21 protein-coding genes are annotated in these 21,387 nt (G+C 31.0%); 6 read left to right on the forward strand and 15 right to left on the reverse strand.

Annotated elements, in window-relative coordinates:
- Positions 1-23: 23 nt before the first annotated feature.
- On the reverse strand, positions 24-2,528 hold the full coding sequence (locus HXZ74_RS10305) for a pectate lyase family protein (RefSeq protein WP_286475220.1): 2,505 nt from the start codon (positions 2,526-2,528) through the stop codon (positions 24-26).
- Between the two features lie 285 nt (positions 2,529-2,813).
- On the opposite strand from HXZ74_RS10305, the gene HXZ74_RS10310 reads away from it, so the two are divergent.
- Positions 2,814-3,614 carry a T9SS type A sorting domain-containing protein gene (locus HXZ74_RS10310; RefSeq protein WP_286475222.1) on the forward strand — a complete coding sequence of 267 codons (801 nt, stop codon included), beginning with the start codon at positions 2,814-2,816 and terminating at the stop codon, positions 3,612-3,614.
- 34 nt (positions 3,615-3,648) lie between these two features.
- Here the strand turns inward: HXZ74_RS10310 and HXZ74_RS10315 are convergent, their stop codons facing one another.
- Both HXZ74_RS10315 and argS read right to left on the reverse strand, forming a co-directional pair.
- On the reverse strand, positions 3,649-4,119 hold the full coding sequence (locus tag HXZ74_RS10315; RefSeq protein ID WP_135835150.1) for a DUF1810 family protein: 471 nt from the start codon (positions 4,117-4,119) through the stop codon (positions 3,649-3,651).
- 63 nt (positions 4,120-4,182) lie between these two features.
- Complete coding sequence (gene argS / locus HXZ74_RS10320; protein WP_286475224.1) at positions 4,183-5,955, reverse strand: arginine--tRNA ligase; 1,773 nt, start codon at positions 5,953-5,955, stop codon at positions 4,183-4,185.
- 110 nt (positions 5,956-6,065) lie between these two features.
- Between argS and HXZ74_RS10325 the strand changes: the two genes are divergently transcribed.
- On the forward strand, positions 6,066-7,421 hold the full coding sequence (locus tag HXZ74_RS10325) for a DEAD/DEAH box helicase (RefSeq protein WP_286475227.1): 1,356 nt from the start codon (positions 6,066-6,068) through the stop codon (positions 7,419-7,421).
- Positions 7,422-7,449: 28 nt separating this feature from the next.
- On the opposite strand, the gene msrA is transcribed toward HXZ74_RS10325, so the two are convergent.
- Entirely contained in the window at positions 7,450-7,983 is a 534-nt protein-coding gene (gene msrA / locus HXZ74_RS10330) for a peptide-methionine (S)-S-oxide reductase MsrA (RefSeq protein ID WP_286475230.1), read from the reverse strand.
- Positions 7,984-8,048: 65 nt separating this feature from the next.
- Positions 8,049-8,510: an Lrp/AsnC family transcriptional regulator gene (locus tag HXZ74_RS10335; protein ID WP_115001022.1), complete on the reverse strand. Its 462-nt coding sequence runs from the start codon at positions 8,508-8,510 to the stop codon at positions 8,049-8,051.
- A gap of 327 nt (positions 8,511-8,837) precedes the next feature.
- On the opposite strand from HXZ74_RS10335, the gene metK reads away from it, so the two are divergent.
- The gene (gene metK / locus HXZ74_RS10340) at positions 8,838-10,097 is read left to right on the forward strand and encodes a methionine adenosyltransferase (protein WP_286475233.1); all 1,260 of its coding nucleotides are present in this window, start codon (positions 8,838-8,840) and stop codon (positions 10,095-10,097) included.
- A gap of 57 nt (positions 10,098-10,154) precedes the next feature.
- Here the strand turns inward: metK and HXZ74_RS10345 are convergent, their stop codons facing one another.
- Both HXZ74_RS10345 and HXZ74_RS10350 read right to left on the reverse strand, forming a co-directional pair.
- Positions 10,155-10,532, reverse strand: a complete 378-nt coding sequence (locus tag HXZ74_RS10345; protein WP_286475236.1) for a hypothetical protein — start codon at positions 10,530-10,532, stop codon at positions 10,155-10,157.
- Positions 10,533-10,629: 97 nt separating this feature from the next.
- Positions 10,630-11,013, reverse strand: coding sequence for a hypothetical protein (locus HXZ74_RS10350; protein ID WP_115001026.1), 384 nt, complete (start codon positions 11,011-11,013; stop codon positions 10,630-10,632).
- A gap of 145 nt (positions 11,014-11,158) precedes the next feature.
- Here HXZ74_RS10350 and fabG point away from each other — a divergent pair, with 145 nt between their 5' ends.
- Both fabG and menD read left to right on the forward strand, forming a co-directional pair.
- On the forward strand, positions 11,159-11,902 hold the full coding sequence (fabG, locus tag HXZ74_RS10355; RefSeq protein WP_038336119.1) for a 3-oxoacyl-[acyl-carrier-protein] reductase: 744 nt from the start codon (positions 11,159-11,161) through the stop codon (positions 11,900-11,902).
- An 82-nt stretch (positions 11,903-11,984) separates the two neighbouring features.
- Complete coding sequence (menD, locus tag HXZ74_RS10360) at positions 11,985-13,655, forward strand: 2-succinyl-5-enolpyruvyl-6-hydroxy-3-cyclohexene-1-carboxylic-acid synthase (RefSeq protein WP_286475239.1); 1,671 nt, start codon at positions 11,985-11,987, stop codon at positions 13,653-13,655.
- A 20-nt stretch (positions 13,656-13,675) separates the two neighbouring features.
- Here the strand turns inward: menD and HXZ74_RS10365 are convergent, their stop codons facing one another.
- From HXZ74_RS10365 to HXZ74_RS10380, 4 genes are read right to left on the reverse strand one after another with little or no spacing between them, the layout of a single operon-like run.
- A complete protein-coding gene (locus HXZ74_RS10365; RefSeq protein WP_286475240.1) occupies positions 13,676-14,122 on the reverse strand; it encodes a hypothetical protein in 447 nt (148 codons plus the stop codon).
- A gap of 7 nt (positions 14,123-14,129) precedes the next feature.
- On the reverse strand, positions 14,130-14,612 hold the full coding sequence (locus HXZ74_RS10370) for a hypothetical protein (protein WP_286475242.1): 483 nt from the start codon (positions 14,610-14,612) through the stop codon (positions 14,130-14,132).
- Positions 14,613-14,625: 13 nt separating this feature from the next.
- The gene (locus HXZ74_RS10375) at positions 14,626-14,934 is read right to left on the reverse strand and encodes a hypothetical protein (protein ID WP_286475245.1); all 309 of its coding nucleotides are present in this window, start codon (positions 14,932-14,934) and stop codon (positions 14,626-14,628) included.
- A 54-nt stretch (positions 14,935-14,988) separates the two neighbouring features.
- The gene (locus HXZ74_RS10380) at positions 14,989-15,645 is read right to left on the reverse strand and encodes a SanA/YdcF family protein (protein WP_286475249.1); all 657 of its coding nucleotides are present in this window, start codon (positions 15,643-15,645) and stop codon (positions 14,989-14,991) included.
- A 157-nt stretch (positions 15,646-15,802) separates the two neighbouring features.
- Between HXZ74_RS10380 and HXZ74_RS10385 the strand changes: the two genes are divergently transcribed.
- On the forward strand, positions 15,803-17,494 hold the full coding sequence (locus HXZ74_RS10385) for a M64 family metallopeptidase (protein WP_286475252.1): 1,692 nt from the start codon (positions 15,803-15,805) through the stop codon (positions 17,492-17,494).
- 50 nt (positions 17,495-17,544) lie between these two features.
- On the opposite strand, the gene efp is transcribed toward HXZ74_RS10385, so the two are convergent.
- From efp to lpxD, 4 genes are read right to left on the reverse strand one after another with little or no spacing between them, the layout of a single operon-like run.
- Positions 17,545-18,111: an elongation factor P gene (gene efp, locus HXZ74_RS10390; RefSeq protein WP_038336113.1), complete on the reverse strand. Its 567-nt coding sequence runs from the start codon at positions 18,109-18,111 to the stop codon at positions 17,545-17,547.
- Positions 18,112-18,130: 19 nt separating this feature from the next.
- Positions 18,131-18,916, reverse strand: coding sequence for an acyl-ACP--UDP-N-acetylglucosamine O-acyltransferase (gene lpxA / locus HXZ74_RS10395; protein WP_115002092.1), 786 nt, complete (start codon positions 18,914-18,916; stop codon positions 18,131-18,133).
- A gap of 17 nt (positions 18,917-18,933) precedes the next feature.
- Positions 18,934-20,322, reverse strand: a complete 1,389-nt coding sequence (locus HXZ74_RS10400) for a bifunctional UDP-3-O-[3-hydroxymyristoyl] N-acetylglucosamine deacetylase/3-hydroxyacyl-ACP dehydratase (RefSeq protein WP_135835139.1) — start codon at positions 20,320-20,322, stop codon at positions 18,934-18,936.
- Between the two features lie 6 nt (positions 20,323-20,328).
- Positions 20,329-21,354 carry a UDP-3-O-(3-hydroxymyristoyl)glucosamine N-acyltransferase gene (gene lpxD, locus HXZ74_RS10405; protein WP_286475254.1) on the reverse strand — a complete coding sequence of 342 codons (1,026 nt, stop codon included), beginning with the start codon at positions 21,352-21,354 and terminating at the stop codon, positions 20,329-20,331.
- Between the last annotated feature and the right edge of the window lie 33 nt (positions 21,355-21,387).

Raw genomic sequence — 21,387 nt, forward strand, 5'->3', positions numbered from 1 at the left:
TAATTAATTATAAAGCTATTTTATTATTTCTTTATAATTTTTTTAGTTTCAATACCATTATCTGTTTCGATTTGAACAATATAAATACCAGATTTCAATCCTTTCATTCCAATTGTTGATTGATTGTTCACTTGTTTTACAATTTGTCCTAAAGTATTTAAAACCGTCACTTTATTAATCTTATTATTCAAATTAGTTCTCACCTCAAATTTATCTTGAACTGGGTTTGGATAAATAGAAATATTCGAATTAGTGATGCTAACTTCTGATGTCATCAGATTTTCTTTTTCAAATTCAGTTTTGATATAATATAAGTTAGCCGTATCGCCTTTTGTAATTTTATTTTCACCAATAGGAACATCATTTATAATTACAATACCATCTTTTGCCACATAGTTTACTCCATTAAGTTTTATCTTACCATTAAAACTTGGATCAAAAACCAATGTTAAAGTTGATTTCTTTTTAGTCGTATAACTAATAACTGTTGCCGATTCTATTTTCAGACGTTTTGTAAAAGTCAACTCATCATAAGTAGCCGTTCCATCTGTTGAATTAATATTAGCCGTTCCAGAAAATGTATAAAACTTACTTGATAGACCGTTTATTGTAAAATTATGCGTTTCTACACTTGCACTTGTTTCATCTGTATCAATTGTAATGGTACCCGTTGCAGAAATTGGCGTTCCTGTACCAATGGTTTTAACCGTAAAACTTGTATCTGAAGTTGGTGTACCAAATATCGATAATGTTTTTGTCGAAATATCTTTCGTAAAATCTATTCCATTTGCAGGAAGTCCAACTATTTCTAAATCGCTTGCTGTTCCTCCCCAAACAAAATTCATTGGTTCTATTGCTGTATTCGGTTTTACTGTCTGATCATTATTAGTTGGAATTGACAAAGTATGCGTACTTACAGGTGTATAATCAATACCTTGAACATAGACTAATGAAGATTTGTAATTTTTCAACAAGCTCATTAATGCCTGATTTACTGCGTACGATTTATCATCAACAGAATTATCAAACGTAAATTTTATATCTCCTCCCTGTACTCGACCTGCGTATTTCATAATTTTATCTTTTGCGATACTTGGTTCATCAACTATCAAATTCTTTACATAAAATGAAGAATTAGTATCAAAATTATTATAAACCGAAGCTCCTTTCAAAGCTTTAATAGAAGAACTTAATACTTCATCTCTTGTTTTTGAAACATAAGCATCAAACTGAATAGGGTTTGAAGATGCATCGTAAGGCAAAAATGAATTAGCTCCTTCTATATAATTATTAAAAGCTTTTATAATTCCGCCATCTTCATTAGAAAAAGTTCCTGTTGAATTAGATGCGATATCACTTCCTTGTTTAGAAATCAACATAGGATATTTTGAATTCCTGAAATAATTACTTTCCGCAAAAATAGAAGCACCCATAGTCGTTCCAATACCATATTTAGAATTGCCATCGTAATAATTATTATAAATATGAGTTGTATAAGTTCTTACACGAGGATGTCTAGAATCTGAATGATCAAACCAATTGTGATGATAAGTTGCATAAGCATTAACTGTATTCGCTTCGCTTAAACCAAGCAAACTTGATTTACCATTATCCCAAAAATGATTGTACGAAAAAGTGATATAGCCAGATTTTTTTGCATCTAAAGCACCATCTCCTTTTTCTTGGTCTGCATCTTTTCCAGGAAAACCGTAAAATAGATCATTATTATGTACCCAGATATAATCGTTGGACTGTTGCAAGCTTATATTATCCCCTTCAGCTGCATCAGTCAACATAAAACCTAAATTACGAATTTCTACATTTGAAGCATTTTTAATTCGTACTCCCCATCCATTTGCTACAGCATCTATTCCAACACCTTCAACTGTGATATAACTTCCACTATTATTATTATTTTCTATAACAATATCTTCATTCAACATATATGAGAAATCAGTTACATTTCCTAAAAGACGTACAACAAGAGGTCTAGTATCCTTTCCTTTCTTAAAACCATCTAAGATATTTTGCAAACCAATACAAGGATTACTATTTGCCCCAGTAACATTAAGACTTATTGAATTTTTATTATCCTCTGACACATACAAAACAACCGCATCATTTTTTAATGTTCCATCAAAATTATACGCTCCTGGAGCTCTATTGTTACTATGTGCAAAACCATTACGGTCATAAGGTAATACAGTTACATTACTTGTGACAACATTCTCTTTTTCAACACCATTTACAACTGATACAACTTTAAAAGAATATTCTCCAGAGGTCAACCCTAAAATATCAGCCCTAAAAAAAGATCCATAATTCCTTATTAATTGAGTATCTATTTTTTTATTAGTGATTCCGTTACCCGAATAATATACATTGTAACTATCAACAGTTTCTGATGGAGGATTCCATTTAACATAAGCAGATTCTAACCACCCTGCTGATTCAGTAACATTAACTTTTTGAGCGGATAAATTAATTATACCTAAAACTCCAAAAGCATTTAATAAAATTTTTTTCATAAATAGTGTTTTAATTGTAATCGATTACATAATTATCTAAATTTTTACTTTAACACAAAATCACATCGTGTATTTCATACAATATTAATAATTATTTTAAATTATTAATAAAAAACAGTTGAAAATAATTATTCTATTAATCAATAACTTATATAATTATTCACACATTTATTTTAAAGCGTCATATTTACACTAATTAGATGAATTTTATTGGAAAATTAAATAATATATTTAACTTTATGCAAACGATTACATTAATATAAATCACAAAAAAAAATTGAAATTATGAAGAAATCTTTAATCTTTTCGGCATTATCTTTAACGATAATGTCACTTAGTGTTAATGCTCAAACATTAACTAAATCATGGGACTTTAGTACATGGAATAATGAATCAACTGGTTATTCTGAAACTAAAATTATTGATAACCTAGGCTTATTTGCTGGCGCAAATGTTACCAATATGGGAGTTGTTGAAAGCAATAATGCTACATTTCCAGACACATGGAAAGGAACAAAGCGATTAAAATTAAACGGAGGAAGTTACGAAACTACTGAAACTTCTTTTATCTCTCCATCGAAAAGATATTTATTCTTTTCTGTCACAGAACCAGTTAAAATAAAAGTTTGGTTTAAATCAGGAAGCTCTTCTGGAACGAGAACATTATACATAACTGATGGAAAAGAAGTTATTAGTAAAGTTGATGTAAATGGTAATGATAATATTGCAACCGATTACATTGAATATAAAGTAGGTGCAGGAACTATTTATTTAGGAGGTGATCAAGCTTTAAACATTTATAAAATAGAAGTTTATGACGGGAAACTAGGAACAACCTCTACTCTATCTACAAAAAACGTATCAACAAAAAATTCTGTAAAAGTTATAAGTTCTAATGGAAAGATTTTTATTTCCAACTTAAAAAACACGAATACTAAAATTAATGTCTATACTTATTCAGGAAATTTAATTAAATCTTTAAATGCTACTCAAGATATTAATTTTGATTTAAATAATGGAAATTATATAGTTAATATTCAATCTGATGATGAAGTTACCTCAACAAAAGTTATTGTAAAAAAATAATCTCACAAAAAAATCTCGCAATTGCGAGATTTTTTTATTTATTCATTTGTTTCAATATACTTAATGTTTTTTTATCGACTTGATCTGCATAAAAAAACTTCAAAACGTCTTTGATAATTTTTTCTTTCGGAACTATAAAGTTGAATAAAGTCAAACTTGATTTCAGTTTCATTGCATCATTTTTTCCGAAAATTAATTGCGGAATTACGCCTTTATGTTGCATTAATAATACAGATAAAACTTCTAAATAATTTCCCCAAAGTTCTTCATCTTTCACAAAAGCTCTCGCCTCTTCTTTTGAAGAAATCGAAAATTCTAATGACGAATCACTCGAACCTAATCCAACTAATTGAGGAAACATAAAAACAATCCAATTCGTTTGTTTTTTTCCTGCATGAACTTCCATTAAGATTTCATCATACACAAAACTTTGCGCATCGTGAAATCGTTTCAAATTAAATTTATCGTGAGGATCTTTTTGTTTCAGTAAATCTCCTATTTTCATATTGTAAAGTTAAAAAAATACCTCACCAAATTGATGAGGCATTTTATTTATTTTATAAGTCGATTACATTCTTTCCGGAACACCAATTCCTAATAAACGTAACGAATTCTGAATTGTATTTGCAACCCATTGAGAAAGATATAAACGGAAGTTTTTCACGTTTTCATCTTCATTTTTTAAGATTGGATTATTTTGGTAGAATGAATTAAATAATTTTACCAACTCATACACATAATTCGCAATCAAAGCAGGGCTCATTTCTGTTGCTGCTTTTTCTATCGTATCTTCGAAATCGTATAATGCACGAATAATTTCTTTTTCTGCATCATTCAACTCTATTGCATTTGCATCAAATTCTTTTGGTGATTCTTTTCTCAATAATGACTGAATACGCGCAAAAGTATATTGAATAAATGGTCCTGTATTTCCATTAAAATCGACAGATTCTTTCGGATCGAATAAAATACGTTTCTTAGGATCTACTTTCAAAATGTAATATTTCAAAGCACCCATCGCAATTGTTTCATACAACTCAGCTTTTTCATCATCAGACATTCCGTCTAATTTTCCTAATTCTTCAGAAATCTCTTTTGCTGTATTGTAAACTTCTTGCATCAAATCATCTGCATCTACAACTGTTCCTTCACGAGATTTCATTTTTCCGTTTGGTAAATCAACCATTCCGTAAGACAAGTGATGTAAAGCATCAGCCCAAGAATAACCTAATTTTTTCAAGATTAAGAATAAAACTTTGAAGTGATAATCTTGCTCATTTCCTACAACATACGTTAATTCTTCTAATGTTGGATTATTTTTGAAACGCTCTACAGCAGTTCCCAAATCTTGCGTAATATAAACTGAAGTTCCGTCCGAACGTAAAACTAATTTTTCATCCAAACCTTCTGCAGTCAAATCAATCCAAACAGAACCATCTTCTCTTTTGTAGAAAACACCTTTATTTAAACCATCTTCAACAATATCTTTTCCTAAAATATAGGTATTTGATTCGTATAAATATTCGTCAAAAGCAACACCAAGACGTTTGTACGTTTTTGCGAAACCATCATACACCCAACCGTTCATTTTTTGCCAAAGCTCAATAACTTTTGGTTCATGTGCTTCCCATTGACGCAACATTTCTTGTGCTTCTAAGAAAATTGGAGCTTCTTTTTTCGCTTCGTCTTCCGTTTTTCCTTGCGCTTCTAATTCTTTGATTTCTTGACGATAATGTTTGTCAAATTCCACATAATATTTTCCAACCAAATGGTCGCCTTTCATATTTGCAGATTCTGGCGTTTCACCATTTCCAAATTTTTCCCAAGCAATCATCGATTTACAAATGTGAATCCCACGATCGTTGATAATTTGTGTTTTAATCACATTATTTCCTGCTGCTTCAATGATTTGAGAAACCGAAAATCCTAACAAATTATTACGAACATGTCCTAAATGCAAAGGTTTGTTTGTATTTGGCGATGAATATTCTACCATTACCGTTCTCGAATTTTCATCAACTTTTGTAATTCCAAAAGTTGAATTTTGAGCATTTTGAGTAAAATTTTCTAAAAATTCTACTGAACTTAAACTCATATTCAAGAAACCTTTTACAACATTAAACGCTGTAATTTTATTATTTTCAACCAAATTTTCACCGATTTTAGCACCGATTTCTTCTGGTTTACCTTTCAAAGTTCTGATTAATGGGAAAACAACCAATGTATAATCACCTTCAAACTCTTTCCTTGTAAACTGAATTTCAACAGATTCAGGGTTAATTTGATAAACGTTTTGAATCGCTTCTAAAACATTCTGCGTGATGTATTGTTTTAAACTCATTTTTATTCCTTTTTACATAATCGAAATGCAAAAGTACGAAGTTTCAACGAATTTGAACGGATTGCACATTGAGTTTTTAAGAAGTCATCAAGAAAACTTATCTTTGCAAAATGAAAGCTACATTCGCGGATTTCGAATTAACAAAACAATTGAGTTCGGCTTTAGAAAAGTTGAATATCACAACCCCTACTCCAATTCAAGAAAAATCATTCAAACCGATTCTTTCTGGACGAGATATAATGGGAATTGCCCAAACAGGTACAGGTAAAACATTGGCTTACTTATTACCTTTATTGAATACATATCAATACTCTAAAACGAATCAACCAAAGATTGTTATTTTGGTTCCGACACGCGAATTAGTTGTTCAGGTTACCGATATTTTAGAGCAATTAACAGAATTTATCAATGTTCGTGTTTTAGGAATTTATGGTGGTGTAAACATCAATACACAAAAATTATTGGTGTATGAAGGCGTTGATATTTTGGTTGGAACGCCAGGTCGCGTCTTAGATTTGGCGATTGACAATGTGTTATCATTCAAAGAAATGAAAAAATTAGTAGTTGACGAATTTGACGAAATGTTGAGTTTAGGTTTTCGTCCGCAACTGATTCATTTATTTACAATGATGAGCGATAAACGTCAAAACATTTTATTTTCTGCAACGATGACAGATCAGGTTGATGATATGTTGCACGAATATTTCAAAAATCCTATTGAAATTTCGTTGGCTCGTTCGGGAACTCCTTTAGAAAAAATTTCTCAATCGGCTATTCCAGTTGAGAATTTCAATACAAAATTGAATTTAATTGTTCATCAATTAGATGATAAAGCGAAATTTGAGAAAGTTTTAATTTTCGCCAACAATAAAAAACATGCTGATTTAATCTTCAATCATTTAGATGAAATTTATCCAGATGAATTTGGTGTAATTCATTCTAATAAATCTCAAAATTATCGTTTGAGAACAATGGAAGCCTTTACCAGAGATGAATACCGAGGAATTATTACAACTGATATTATGGCTCGTGGTTTAGATATTCCAGATGTTACACATGTAATCAATTTCGAGATTCCAGATGTTCCAGAACAATATATTCACCGAATTGGACGTACAGGACGTGCGGATAAAAAAGGTGAAGCAATTTCTTATTTTTCTGAAAAGGAAATTGAGCATTTAGATGATATCGAAGCCTTGATGGATAAAGAGATTGAAGAGATTCCTTTCCCTGAAGATGAAGTAAAAATCAATCCTGTAAAACGTGAGTTCGAGAAAGATGTTGTAAAAATGAAACAGCTTACAACTGTAAAAATTGAAGAACGCGGTGCAGCATTTCACGAGAAAAAAGATAAAAATAAAAAGGTGAATTTAGGAGGTCCTACGAAACGTAAACCACCTAAATCTAAACCTAAAAACCGTGGTCAGCAAAAACAAAAAGCGAAAGCACGCAAAAAAGGAAAATAAAATGAAAGCGACCTATTGGTCGCTTTTCTTATTTTAAAATCTGTTTGAATTTAGATTTGAATTTTGCAATTTTTGGTCCAACAACTGCCGAACAATATGGCTGATCCGGATTTTCATTGTAATAACCTTGATGATAATCTTCGGCTGGCCAAAATTTATCTAAAGGCTCTATTGTTGTAACGAATTTATCTTCATACAAAGTTCCGTTATCAAATTCTTTTAAAGATTCTTCTGCTTGCTTTTTTTGTTCTTCTGATGTGTAAAAAATACTCGAACGATATTGTGTACCAACATCGTTTCCTTGTCTATTTAACTGTGTTGGATTATGAATATTCCAAAAAATTTCTAATAATTCTTTGTACGAAATCACTTCATTGTCAAAAGTAACTTCAACAACTTCCGCGTGATTTGTATCTGTATCACAAACTTGACGATAAGTAGGATTTTCTACATTACCTCCAGCAAATCCAGAGATAGCTTGTTCTACTCCATTTATCGAATTAAAAATTCCTTCCACACACCAAAAACAACCAGCTCCTAAAACTGCTATTTCCTTGCTCATGTCTTCTCTATTTTTACTTATTCAATCAAAAAAAATTCTAATTTATCAGAACCATTCTTATATTTTTATACCAATTGGAAAGCGGTATCATCTTTTACATCACCAATCACAAAAGTACTGTGAGTACTACCAATTACCTTTATTGTTGTTAGTTTATTTACCATAAAATCTCTGTATTCGTCCATATTTTCGAAAGACATTTTGATAATGTAATCGTAATCACCACTTACATGATAACTCGCCTGAACTTCTTTTAAATTCACAATTTCGTTTTCGAAAATCTTGATGTTATCAGCAGAATGTTGTTGTAACTTAATATGACTAAATACCAAAAGTTCTCTGTTAATTAATCTTCTGTTTACAAGCGCAACATATTTAGAAATAATTCCAGATTTTTCTAATTTCTTGATTCTTTCGTGAATTGCGGTTGACGATAAATTTAACTTATCAGATAATTCTTTGTAGGTAATTTTACTGTTTTCTTGTAGGTACATTAGTAGTTGTTGATCGAGAGTGTCAAATTTCATTTCAATTAATTTTTTTCTAAAGTAACAACATTATTTTGAATAATTATCTATACAGAGTAAAAAAATTAACCAATCAAAGAAAATATATTTGTAATTTATTTAAATACACCATTTTTATTCTATTTCTAGAATTCACAAAATGTTAAACTCTATAATTTTTATATACTAATAAATGTTAAATATCTTTCATTATTCATATTATTCATTGTATATTTGAGCTCGAAAAAAATCGAGAGGAATGATTTGACTGATTGCAACCTCATAAAACAATTGCTAAAACAGGACTTCAGTTTTCTCCTTCCCTCTATCATTAAAAAAAGTATAGAAATGTCATATTTATTTACGTCAGAATCAGTTTCTGAGGGGCATCCTGATAAAATTGCCGATCAAATTTCTGATTCAATTCTTGACCACTTTTTAGCATTTGACGCAAAAAGTAAAGTAGCTTGTGAAACTTTAGTAACAACTGGACAAGTTGTTTTAGCAGGTGAAGTAAAATCTAATTCTTACATTGATTTACAACGTGTAGCAAGAGAAACAATTGCTGAAATTGGTTACACGAAAAGTGAATATATGTTTGATGCAAATTCTTGTGGAATTTTATCTGCAATTCACGAGCAATCTCCAGATATTAACCAAGGTGTAGACAGACAATCTGACGAAGAGCAAGGTGCTGGTGACCAAGGAATGATGTTTGGTTATGCTACAAGCGAAACTGAAAACTATATGCCTTTGGCGTTAGATTTATCGCACAGATTATTGAAAGAATTAGCACATATCCGTAAATACGAGAAAGATTTATTGCCATATTTACGTCCTGATGCTAAATCTCAGGTAACAATTGAATATGATAATGACAACAAACCTGTTCGTATCGATACAATTGTAATTTCTACTCAACATGATGACTTCGCAAACGAAGAAGCTATGAGAGATAAAATTACAAATGACTTAGTAAGTATTTTAATTCCTCGTGTTAAAGCGCAATTACCTGTTCATTTACGCGATTTATTTACAGATAGTATTACTTACCATATCAATCCTACAGGAAAATTCGTAATTGGAGGACCTCACGGAGATACAGGTTTAACTGGTCGTAAAATTATTGTAGATACTTACGGTGGTAAAGGTGCACACGGTGGTGGTGCTTTCTCAGGAAAAGATCCATCAAAAGTTGACCGTTCTGCTGCTTATGCTGCACGTCATATTGCGAAAAACTTAGTTGCAGCTGGTGTTGCTGACGAAGTTTTAGTACAAGTTTCTTATGCTATCGGTGTTGCTGCTCCAGTTTCTTTATTAGTAAATACATTCGGAACTCAAAAAGTTGAGTTAACAGAAGGAGAAATTTCTACAAAAGTTTCTGAAATCTTTGATATGAAGCCTTTCGCTATCGAGCAAAGATTAAAATTAAGAAACCCTATTTACAAAGAAACTGCATCTTATGGACACTTAGGTAGAGAGCCAAAAATGGTTTCGAAACGTTTTGAATCTGCTAATGGACAAGATGTTGTTGAAGTTGAAGTTGAATTATTCACTTGGGAAAAATTAGACTTCGTAGATCAAATTAAAACAGCTTTCGGATTATAATCTGAAAGTTTTAAATCATAAAAAAATCCACTCAATATTGAGTGGATTTTTTTATGATTAATTTTTACTAATCGAATTGACTAACCAATATCGTTTTCCTTCTTTGTAAGAAATATTGATACTATCTCTAGAAAGCATAATCAGTTTTGTTGGTGTCCAACCCACATTTCTTAACGAATTGCTTCCTGTCATTTCCATTTGAATATTTTCTATCGGATCAATTTTTTGAGATGTGATAAAATCAAATTTATATAAATTCTTAGATTGAGAAACTTGCACTACTCCACTATCTTGTACAATTCCTCCTAAAGAATCTTGAAAAATAATAAATCGTCTTTCATATTTTTCTTTATAAATAGTATTCCGGCTATCATCCTCATTATTACAAGAAAATATCATCATTAATACTGAAGCAAAACATACAATCGTTCTCATAAAACATCATTTTATATTTAACTATTTTCAGCTCAAAATATTGTACAAAAAAAAGACGCTCACTACTGAACGTCTTTTCTATTATTATTCCTAAAAATTATCTTGTTGCATTTGCAGTCCAGGTTTTACCGTCTTTTGTGTAAAGAATTGTCAATTTAGCATTATCAATTCTAATATAAGATAATTCATCTGCTCCAACACTCACTAAAGTATTGTCACCTTTCTTCTCAAACTCAACACCGTTTAAATCTGGAATTTTATCAGAAAAAGCAAAATTATACTTTGTTCCGCTTGCAATTTTTGTTACAAACACACTACCACTTTGAGTTGATAATGAATTATTCGCGTCTTTATAACTTATACTTCCTTTGTAAGTTCCTGCAAAAAAATCGTTGTTAGCTGGATCGTCATCATCATTACAAGCTGTGAATACAAATAAGGCGAAAAATGTTACCGCCAAAAATTTCAATAGATTCTTCATGTTTTTATTTTTTTATTGGTTATAACAATCAATATTTTCAATTATAATACCATAAAATGTTAAATAAAATTGATAAAGTATTTTTTAACATTTTTAACTCTCACAAAAAATCGTATTTTTGAAGCAATATATAATACCTATAAACATGAATTTATTGCAAGGTAAAACAGCAATCGTTACAGGCGCAACTCGCGGTATTGGAAAAAGTATTGCTGAAGTTTTTGTGAAAAATGGCGCTAACGTTGCCTTTACTTATGCTTCTTCTGTAGAAAAAGCAAAAGCTTTGGAAGAAGAATTGGGACAATTCGGTAAAGTAAAAGGATATCAATCTGATGCTTCTGATTACGAAGCTGCTCAAAAATTAGTGGAAGATGTAATTGCTGAGTTTGGTCAAGTTGATATTGTAATTAATAATGCTGGAATTACGAAAGATAATTTGTTGATGAGAATGTCTGCAGAGGATTTCGAAAAAGTAATTCAAACAAATTTAAATTCGGCTTTCAACTTAACAAAAGCAGTGATCAAACCAATGATGAAACAACGTTCTGGATCTATAGTGAACATGTCTTCTATCGTTGGAATCAAAGGAAATGCTGGACAAGCAAATTATGCTGCATCTAAAGCTGGTTTAATTGGTTTCTCTAAATCTGTTGCGTTAGAACTAGGTTCTCGTAACATTCGTTGTAATGCAATTGCACCAGGTTTTATCGAAACTGAAATGACAGAAGTTTTAGATCAAAAAGTGGTTGAAGAATGGCGCAATGGAATTCCATTAAAACGTGGAGGACAGCCAGAAGACGTTGCAAATGCATGTTTATTCTTAGCTTCAGATTTATCAAGTTATGTAACAGGACAAGTTTTGAGTGTAGACGGAGGTTTACATACTTAATTCTTAAAAATATCATACTTTTTGAAAGGTTTTGTTTAGTAAATTTGCTAATCAAAACCTTTTATAATTTAAGACAACTACGTTGAGAAAAATATCAAATAAATTAAATGTTCAATTGATTGCTGAAACTTTTTTGGCTTTCGGAATTGATCATATCGTATTATCGCCAGGATCTCGAAACGGAGCATTAACCATGCAATTTGCGAATGACAAACGTTTCAAAACTTATAGTGTAATCGACGAGCGTTCGGCTGGATTTGTCGCTTTGGGAATGGCTCAGCAAATTCAAAAACCTGTTGTGGTTTGTTGTACTTCTGGTTCGGCAACGGCAAATTATTATCCAGCAATTACGGAAGCTTTTTTTCAAAATGTTCCTGTAATTGTGCTTTCTGCCGATCGTCCCGAACATTTAGTTGATAATTTTGATGGACAAACCATTCGTCAAAATAATTTATTCGAGCAACATTCTGTTCATAATGTTCAGCTTTCCGAAAGTGAAGAAACAGATGATTTAACTCGAAATATGTTGTTGACGAAATATGCATTGATTGATTGTATGCACAAATCTGCGCCAATTCATATCAATATGCCTTTTTCTGAACCTTTGTACGAATCTGTAACAACGCCAGATATTGAAATTGATACGATAACAATTCCTGCAAAAGATTATCCAGAAATTGATGTGATTGATTTGATGAAACGTTGGAATGCTTCGACGCGTAAAATGATTTTGGTCGGATTACATCATCCTGATGCCGAATTTGATCATTTTGTGAAACAATTGGCGCAAGATGATTCGGTTGTTGTGTTGACAGAAGTAACGTCAAATATTCATGATGAACGATTTTTCAATAAAATAGATCAAGTTATTTTCCCTTATTCAGAAGAAGAATTAGAAGCGTTGAAACCTGATATATTATTGACAATTGGGCAAAATGTCGTTTCGAAAAAAATTAAAAAATTCTTACGTGATCAAAAACCAACGCAACATTGGCATTTAGACGAATATTGGCAACCAGACACTTTCCAAGCGTTAACAGATAAAATTGAGACGAAACCTGAATTGTTTTTAGAGCAATTTGTTCCGTTTGTCAACCCAAAAGAATCTGAATATTACACTACATGGAATTCGATACGAGAAGCGAATAATATCAAACACAAAAATTACATCAATATGATTCCGTTTTGTGATTTGAAAGCATTTGATTCTATTATCAGAAACTATCCTAAAAATTGGCAAATTCAGTACGGAAATTCGACAGTTATTCGTTACGGATTATTGTTCGATCATAACAATTCGAATCCTGTTTTCTGTAATCGCGGAACAAGTGGAATTGATGGTTCTACGTCGACAGCAATTGGCGCTTGCATCGCTTCTGGTCAAAATACGGTGATGATTACGGGCGATATTTCATTTTTCTATGATTCGAATGCGTTGTGGAATGTCAATATGCCAAATAATTTCAGAATTATTTTGATTAATAATGGAGGCGGAAATATTTTCAAATTTATTCCTGGTCCTTCTGAAACCGATGTTGTTGAAGATTATTTTGAAACAAAACACCATTTCACTGCCGAACATTTGGCTAAAATGTATGATTTTGAATACAATGTTGTTTCGAATTTAACTGATTTAGAAAATTCGTTCAACGATTTTTATGCAGAAAGTAATCGTCCTAAAATCCTAGAAATCGATACACGAAATTCAGCTAACGATGCTATTTTAAGAGGATATTTTAGTAGTTTGAAGTAAAAAATATTAGAGAGAAATCATTAGTTTGATTTCTCTTCGACTTTAAAAGATATTTTATCTTCATTTTCTTCTTTCAAAACTATCTCATACTTATTTGTATTAAAATAATTTTTCTTTAAATATTTCTTGACTTCAATAGCTCTATTTTCTGATAAACCTTTTTTACTATTTTTCCTTTGAGTACTAATAATAACTAATTTATCAATTTTATTCGTTTTACTCAATTTTATTATTTCATCTAACATCTTTAAATGATGACTTTCTAAATGTATTTGTTCAAAATTGAAGATTAATGATAAAGGAAATTTACAAATGATTTCTTGCCACTGACATCCATTATTTTCTTTTGGACCTTTTACAGTTGGGCAATGATCTTCAATATCAGGAATTCCATCTCCATCAGTATCTATCAACTCTTGAGCAAATAAACTAGAACTAAAAAATAGGTAAATTAAAAATTTTCTCATAAGATTTTTAAATATATGGTATATTATTTTTCCTCGGTTTATTTTTTAATTCCTTCTTTGATTTTAAAAGTTTTTGTATGTAAGTATCAAATTCCATGAAATTTTTATTTTCCTTATCGACATTGTTTCCTCCAACATCAAAAAGTGTTATGATCTTAGAATTTCTATTTTTTAAATTGAAATGGTATTTTGTTTCGTATGCTAAAGTTTCGAAAGAATTATTTTTTAAATAAATTTCTGTGTTATTTGGATAAGAAATTACATATTTTGTATACAAAATCTGAATTGTATCAAATTGTTGTCTAGACAAGTTAAATATAATCGTATCATCTTTTTTATCATAAAAGTGAGTGATATATTGAGATTTTGGGTATTTAAGAATTATATCATTATTTAAAGATTTTTTTATATAAATAGACTCTACTGTTTCTTTATTTATATTACACGCAATAAATAAAGAGATAGATAATAACAAAGTTAATATTTTCATGTCTACGAAATATTTAAAAACTAGGCATATTAGACTCAGGTTTATTTTTTAATTCTTTCTTAAAGTCAAGAAGATTTTTTATATAAGCATCAAATACCATAAAATTTTTAAATTCCTTATCAACATTATCTCCACCTGTATCTATTAGTGTTATAATTTTATTATTCTTATCATTTAAAGAAAAATTATATTTTTTAATACTTCCTCCAGTAAGAACTAAAGATTTATCTTTTAAATAAATTTCTGTATCTGTTGGATAAGATTTTACATATTCAGTATATAAAGTTTGAATTGTATCAAATTCCTCTCTTATTTCCTCCACATGAAGTAAATAAAAACACAAACAATAATATCGGAAAATTCTTTAGAAATTTTCTCATATTATCTCTATTTTTTCTCCTAAAAACTTTGGTTGAATACCAAAAAAACTATCAATCAAAACTTTCGTTCGAGCAAAATATTCACGGATATTTGTTTTTAATCCAGCATGTTTGTTGACATCTTTTGCATTGTAACCATATGCATTAATTCCGTTTTGACGTGCAATGTAAACCGCTCGTTGATTGTGGAATTCTTGCGAAACTACAATAAATTCTTTCTGACCAAAAATTTCTTTTGCACGTATCATCGAATCTAAAGTTCTAAAACCTGCATAATCCAAATAAATCACATTTTCTGGAATTCCATTTTTTATCAACGCTTGTTTCATCGCTTCAGGTTCATTGTAATTTTTCCGACCATGATCTCCACTCAAAATAAAATGCGTCACTTTTCCTGATTGATACAATTTTGTCGCTGCTTCTATACGATATGTAAAATAATAATTTTGATAACCACTCACCAAATTTGGCGCAGTTCCCAATACAACCGCAACTTTAGTTTTAGGTAAAATTTCTAATTTATCTGAGACAAATTCTTCCGTAGAATTTTCTATTTTATAATTCGCAAAAGCAGTGAACAAAAGACTTAAAACTCCTAAAATAAGTAAAGTATAAAAAGATTTTTTCAGAAACTTTTTGGTTTTGATTTTCATAGTTGATTCAAGATTATTTCTTGTCTTAAAAATACAATATATTCTTCAGTTTTATAATGATTTAAGAACTTCGATCCTATAATAAATATTTAAAAGCAAAATTTCATTAAAAAAATCCATCTTACTATATTGCGTATTATTTTTTCAAAACACAACTATGAGAGTAAAATTATTCGTTCTAGCCACCACTTTATTTACAGCTTCATTTCTATCTGCACAAAAATTTGACATTGACACCTTGCAATATCAAGGAAGTGATAAAAACATTATCAACCTTGTTGTTTTGGCTGATGGTTATACAAAAGATGAGTTAAAATATTACAAAGAAGATGCGAAAAGGTTTACAGATTATTTTTTCAAAACGGAGCCATTAAGTCAATATACCAATTACTTTAATGTGTTTGTTGTAAATAGTATTTCTGAGGAATCTGGTGCAATTCATCCGTATTCTACCAAAGAATGTCCTACAGAAAAAGTGGATTGGGATCAATTACCTGAACGCTATAATAAATTTGTAAAGAAATATGAAGTTCCGAAAACTAATCCAAATACAATTTTCGGAAGTAGTTTTGATATTTCGGGAATTCATCGTTTAGTTGTGCCAACGAAAAATGAAAAAGTATTACAAGTTCTGAAAGATAACATCCCTAATTATAGTCAAGTTGTAATTCTTGTTAATTCTCCTTTTTATGGTGGTTCTGGAGGAGAATTTGCGACGACAACAGTTAATTTTAAAAGTAATGATATTGCTGTTCACGAAATTGGACATTCGTTTGCTAAGTTGTCTGACGAATATTGGTCTGGTCCGTTGTATACGGTTCCTGGTCCAAATAAAACACAGAATGTGCAAGATGTTCCTTGGAAAAATTGGATTGGAATTTATGCGTATGGTGAAAAAGATGCAAGAGCGCAATGGTTTCGTCCGCACGAATTCTGTAAAATGCAGTATTTAATTGCGCCTTTTTGTAATGTTTGTCAAGAAGAATTTATTGAAGTAATTCATCAAAAAACAAATCCAATTATTTCTACAAAACCCGCTATTGATACTCTTGTTAACACAGAAAATATGAATGCTTTTACCCTTAATTTAGTTAAACCTATTCCAAATACATTGAAAGTAAAATGGATTTTAAATAATAAATTGATTGCAGAAAATTTGGATTCAATTCATCTAAATAGAGGTCAATTCAACTTAGAAAGAAATATTTTGAGAGCAGAAGTGACGGATACAACGCAATTGGTGAGAAAAGAAAATCATGCAAATCATATCTACACAACCCAATGGGAAATTACAAAACCTAATAACGAAAGCTTAACTCCACCAATTTTGACATGGGGTGAAAAACAAGAAAGTTGTTACAATGGACATCAGGCTTTAACGGTAAAAAATCCAGAAGCAGAAGTTGAATATTTTTGGTATGATAATCTAAATTCTACTCAACCATTTGCAAAAGGAAGTAATATTATTAGTCCAACTATTACTGAGAATAAGGCTTATTATGTTGAAAGTAATTGGAACAACAAAAAATCTGAACGAAAAGCGATTCAAATTACTGTTTTAGAAAAAATTAATCTTTCTGAGAAAGTTAATATCAAACAAAATAAAAAAGATGGAACGATTATCCTTTCTTTAAAAAATACTGACGATAAAAAATATAAATTCGAATGGTTGGATGAAAATAGAAATAGACTCTACAATTTTGATACAAAAGAGAATAAAACGATTTATAAAGGTAGTGATTTATCAACCATCACAATCAAAAATGAATCATTAGGTTCTACAATTTATCTCAAGAAAATAGACAAAGAAACGACATGCTCTAGCGGAAAAGTTACAATAAAATTATAAATAAGAAAAGCGACCAAAAGGTCGCTTTCTTTATTTATATTTCAGAATAATTATTCTTTAATTCTTTCTACGTAAGAACCATCTTCTGTGTTGATTTTTACTTTATCACCTTCGTTGATGAATAAAGGAACACGAATTTCAGCACCAGTTTCTGTCGTTGCAGGTTTTGTAGCATTTGTAGCTGTGTCACCTTTAAGACCTGGCTCTGTGTATGTAATTTCCATTACAACTGTAGTTGGTAACTCAGCTGCTAAAGCTGTTTCATCAGAAGCACGGAACAAGATTTTTACTTCGTCACCAGCTTTCATAAATTGTGAATTATCAATCAAATCTTTGTTTAAATAAACTTGAGAGAAATCATCATTATTCATGAAGTGGAAACCATTATCATCTTCATATAAATATTGGTAGTTACGTGTTTCTACACGAACTTCTTCAATTTTATGACCAGCAGAAAATGTATTGTCTAATACTTTTCCATTAGTTAATGATTTTAATTTTGTACGAACGAAAGCAGGTCCTTTACCTGGTTTTACGTGTAAAAATTCGATAATTTTATACGTATCATTATTAAAAATAATACATAAACCTTTTCTGATATCAGAAGTTGTTGCCATTTATTCTATTGTTATTTTATTAAACTCCCGAGCTATATCCTTTCATAATTCCACGATCACTTGTATTGATAAAATCAAGGATTACTTCACGATAATGTGAATCTGGGAATTTTTCTAAGATTTGTTCTACAGCCTGAGATACGTTATTTTTTTGTTGATATAAGATTCTATAAATACCTTGAATTTCGAAGATTTCTTCAGATGTGAAACCTTTTCTTCTCAATCCAATTGCATTAACTCCCGCATAAGCAACAGGATTTTTTGCTGCTTTAACGTACGGAGGAACATCTTTACGAATTTGTGTCGCACCAGCTACAAAAGCATGTTCTCCAATTTTTGTAAATTGATGAACCGCACTATAACCACCAATAAAAGCGAAATCTCCAACTTCTATATGTCCTGCTAAACCAACCGCATTTACGATTACGACATTATTTCCTACAACACAATCGTGCGCGATATGCGCAGTTGCCATAATCAAACAATTGTCACCAATCTTAGTATAACCTAATGCATTAGTTCCTTTGTTTACAGTAACACATTCACGAATCGTTGTATTGTCACCAATATATGTTAAAGTTTTTTCACCTTCGTACTTCAAATCTTGAGGCTCACCAGAAATTACTGTACCTGGATAAATTTTACAATTTTTTCCAATACGCGCTCCTGACATAATTGTTACATTAGGACCAATCCATGTTCCATCACCAATTTCTACATCTTCGTAAACAGAAGAGAAAGGGCTGATTGTAACATTTTCACCTATTATTGCAGTTGGATGAACATATGCCATCGGATGATTCATAACTTCCATTTCTTTAATTATTCTTTTGTAATAACTGCCATCATTTCTGCTTCCACAGCAATTTGATTGTTCACATATCCAATTCCTTGCATATGAACAATTCCTCTTCTAATTGGTTCAACCAACTCTAATTTAAACACCAATGTATCACCTGGAATAATTTTGCGTTTAAATTTAGCACTTTCAATTTTCATGAAATAAGTTGAATAATCTTGAGGATTTTCTAATTCTCCTAAAATTAATAAACCTCCTAATTGCGCCATTGCTTCGATTTGCAATACACCTGGCATAACAGGTTCTTTAGGAAAATGTCCAACAAAGAAAGGCTCGTTCATCGTTACATTTTTCACGCCGATTAAACCTGTCGCACTTTTAGAAATTACCTTGTCAATCAATAAAAATGGTGGACGATGTGGTAATAACTTCATGATATCATTAATATCATAAACTGGTTCTGCTGTCAAATCAAATTCTGGCACTTTGTTACGTTGCGCTAATTTAATTTGTTTGCTTAATTTCTTAGCAAAATTTGTATTGGTATGATGTCCAGGCTTTGTTGCAATAATTTTAGCCTTCAATTTTTTACCTACTAAAGCCAAATCTCCCACAACATCTAATAATTTGTGACGAGCAGCTTCGTTAGGATAATGTAAAGTCAAGTGATCTAAAATTCCATTCGGACGAATAGAAACATCATCTCTATTGAATGCTTTACATAATTTTTCTTTTGTTTCTGGCGTAATTTCTTTGTCAACATAAACAATTGCATTGTCTAAATCTCCACCTTTTACTAAACCAGCTTCCAACAATTGCTCTAACTCGTGTAGGAAACAAAATGTTCTTGCTTGAGAGATATCTTGTTTGAAATTTTTGATAGATGTTAAAGTTGCATTCTGAGTTCCCAAAACTTTCGTTCCGAAATCTACCATTGCTGTAACTTGGTATTCATCTGCAGGAATCGCTGTGATTTCTGATCCTGTTTCTGGATCTACATACGTTACAATTTCTTTAATTCTATAATATTCTCTGTCTTTATCTTGCTCTACAATTCCAGCAGATTCTATTGCTTCGACGAAAAAACGAGAAGAACCGTCCATAATTGGTGGTTCCGCATTGTCAATTTCAATGTAACAATTATCAATATCCATACCTACCAAAGCCGCCAAAACGTGCTCTGTTGTATGTACTTTAACTCCTTTCTTCTCTAAAGTTGTTCCTCGAGCTGTGCTCACAACATATTGTGCATCAGCTTCTACTTGAGGTTGACCTTCTAAATCTGTTCTAACAAATACAAATCCTGTATCTGGTTCGGCTGGTTTAAATGTTAAGGTAACAAATTTACCTGTATGTAAGCCAACACCTTTTAGAACGGCTTCATTCGCTAAAGTTTTTTGTTTATCAGACATTAACTTTTACTTTTGTTTGTTCTCTTTTTCTAATTTATCGATTCGTTTCACAATTTCTGGAAACTTTCTAAAATGTACATATGATTTTCTAAAGCTTGACGCTTCCATCGCTGGCGAACCATACAATTGCGTTTTGCTTTCTACATCTCCATTAATACCACTCTGAGCTTGTACTTGTACAAAATCTCCGATTGTCAAATGACCTGCGATACCAACTTGACCTCCAATCATACAATTGCGTCCAATTTTTGTAGATCCTGCTACTCCACTTTGCGAAGCAATAACAGTATTCTCACCAATTTGAACGTTGTGAGCAATTTGAATTTGGTTATCTAATTTTACTCCTTTACGGATAATTGTAGATCCCATTGTTGCTCTATCTATTGTTGATCCTGCTCCAATTTCAACATTATCTTCGATCAAAACATTTCCTATTTGAGGAATTTTTTCGAAAGAACCATCTGGATTTGGCGCAAAACCGAAACCATCAGCACCAATCACAACATTAGAATGAATGATACAATTTTGACCAATTTCACACTCTTCATACACTTGTACGCCCGAATGTAAAACGGTATTATCACCAATCTTAGCATGATCGCCAATCGTTACATTTGGATATATTTTTACATTATTCCCAATCGAAACATTAGCTCCAATATAAGAAAAACTTCCAATATATACATTATCTCCTAGTTGCGCAGTAGAATTTACTTTCGTATATTCTTCTATTCCAACTTTATTATTTTTTATCGTATTGTAATACTGCAACAGCTGTGTAAAGGCTTGATAAGCATCTTCAACCACAATCAATGTAGACGAAATAGAATCTGTTGCCACAAAATCTTTACTCACAATAACAATAGAAGCGTTTGTTGTATAGATAAAATGCTCGTATTTCGGGTTAGCCAAAAACGAAATCGAACCTTCTTTTCCTTCCTCTATCTTCGATAATGTGGAAACCTCTACATTTGCATCACCTTTTACGGTTCCTTGCAATAATTGCGCAATCTCTGCAGCTTTAAATTTCATAGTCTGCAAAACTAATAATTATTCTTAAATTTA

This window comes from Empedobacter sp. R750 (assembly GCF_030324345.1).
GTDB lineage: Bacteria > Bacteroidota > Bacteroidia > Flavobacteriales > Weeksellaceae > Empedobacter > Empedobacter falsenii_C.

Excerpts from the sequence above, each read along its gene's own strand:
- HXZ74_RS10310 (WP_286475222.1), top strand. The coding sequence starts at position 2,814 with ATGAAGAAATCTTTAATCTTTTCGGCATTATCTTTAACGATAATGTCA.
- HXZ74_RS10315 (WP_135835150.1), bottom strand. The coding sequence starts at position 4,119 with ATGAAAATAGGAGATTTACTGAAACAAAAAGATCCTCACGATAAATTT.
- HXZ74_RS10380 (WP_286475249.1), bottom strand. The coding sequence starts at position 15,645 with ATGAAAATCAAAACCAAAAAGTTTCTGAAAAAATCTTTTTATACTTTA.
- metK (WP_286475233.1), top strand. The coding sequence starts at position 8,838 with ATGTCATATTTATTTACGTCAGAATCAGTTTCTGAGGGGCATCCTGAT.
- HXZ74_RS10335 (WP_115001022.1), bottom strand. The coding sequence starts at position 8,510 with ATGAAATTTGACACTCTCGATCAACAACTACTAATGTACCTACAAGAA.
- msrA (WP_286475230.1), bottom strand. The coding sequence starts at position 7,983 with ATGAGCAAGGAAATAGCAGTTTTAGGAGCTGGTTGTTTTTGGTGTGTG.
- HXZ74_RS10365 (WP_286475240.1), bottom strand. The coding sequence starts at position 14,122 with ATGAGAAAATTTTTAATTTACCTATTTTTTAGTTCTAGTTTATTTGCT.
- HXZ74_RS10345 (WP_286475236.1), bottom strand. The coding sequence starts at position 10,532 with ATGAGAACGATTGTATGTTTTGCTTCAGTATTAATGATGATATTTTCT.
- HXZ74_RS10305 (WP_286475220.1), bottom strand. The coding sequence starts at position 2,528 with ATGAAAAAAATTTTATTAAATGCTTTTGGAGTTTTAGGTATAATTAAT.
- argS (WP_286475224.1), bottom strand. The coding sequence starts at position 5,955 with ATGAGTTTAAAACAATACATCACGCAGAATGTTTTAGAAGCGATTCAA.
- HXZ74_RS10325 (WP_286475227.1), top strand. The coding sequence starts at position 6,066 with ATGAAAGCTACATTCGCGGATTTCGAATTAACAAAACAATTGAGTTCG.
- lpxD (WP_286475254.1), bottom strand. The coding sequence starts at position 21,354 with ATGAAATTTAAAGCTGCAGAGATTGCGCAATTATTGCAAGGAACCGTA.
- fabG (WP_038336119.1), top strand. The coding sequence starts at position 11,159 with ATGAATTTATTGCAAGGTAAAACAGCAATCGTTACAGGCGCAACTCGC.
- HXZ74_RS10350 (WP_115001026.1), bottom strand. The coding sequence starts at position 11,013 with ATGAAGAATCTATTGAAATTTTTGGCGGTAACATTTTTCGCCTTATTT.
- efp (WP_038336113.1), bottom strand. The coding sequence starts at position 18,111 with ATGGCAACAACTTCTGATATCAGAAAAGGTTTATGTATTATTTTTAAT.
- HXZ74_RS10385 (WP_286475252.1), top strand. The coding sequence starts at position 15,803 with ATGAGAGTAAAATTATTCGTTCTAGCCACCACTTTATTTACAGCTTCA.
- lpxA (WP_115002092.1), bottom strand. The coding sequence starts at position 18,916 with ATGAATCATCCGATGGCATATGTTCATCCAACTGCAATAATAGGTGAA.
- HXZ74_RS10400 (WP_135835139.1), bottom strand. The coding sequence starts at position 20,322 with ATGTCTGATAAACAAAAAACTTTAGCGAATGAAGCCGTTCTAAAAGGT.
- HXZ74_RS10370 (WP_286475242.1), bottom strand. The coding sequence starts at position 14,612 with ATGAAAATATTAACTTTGTTATTATCTATCTCTTTATTTATTGCGTGT.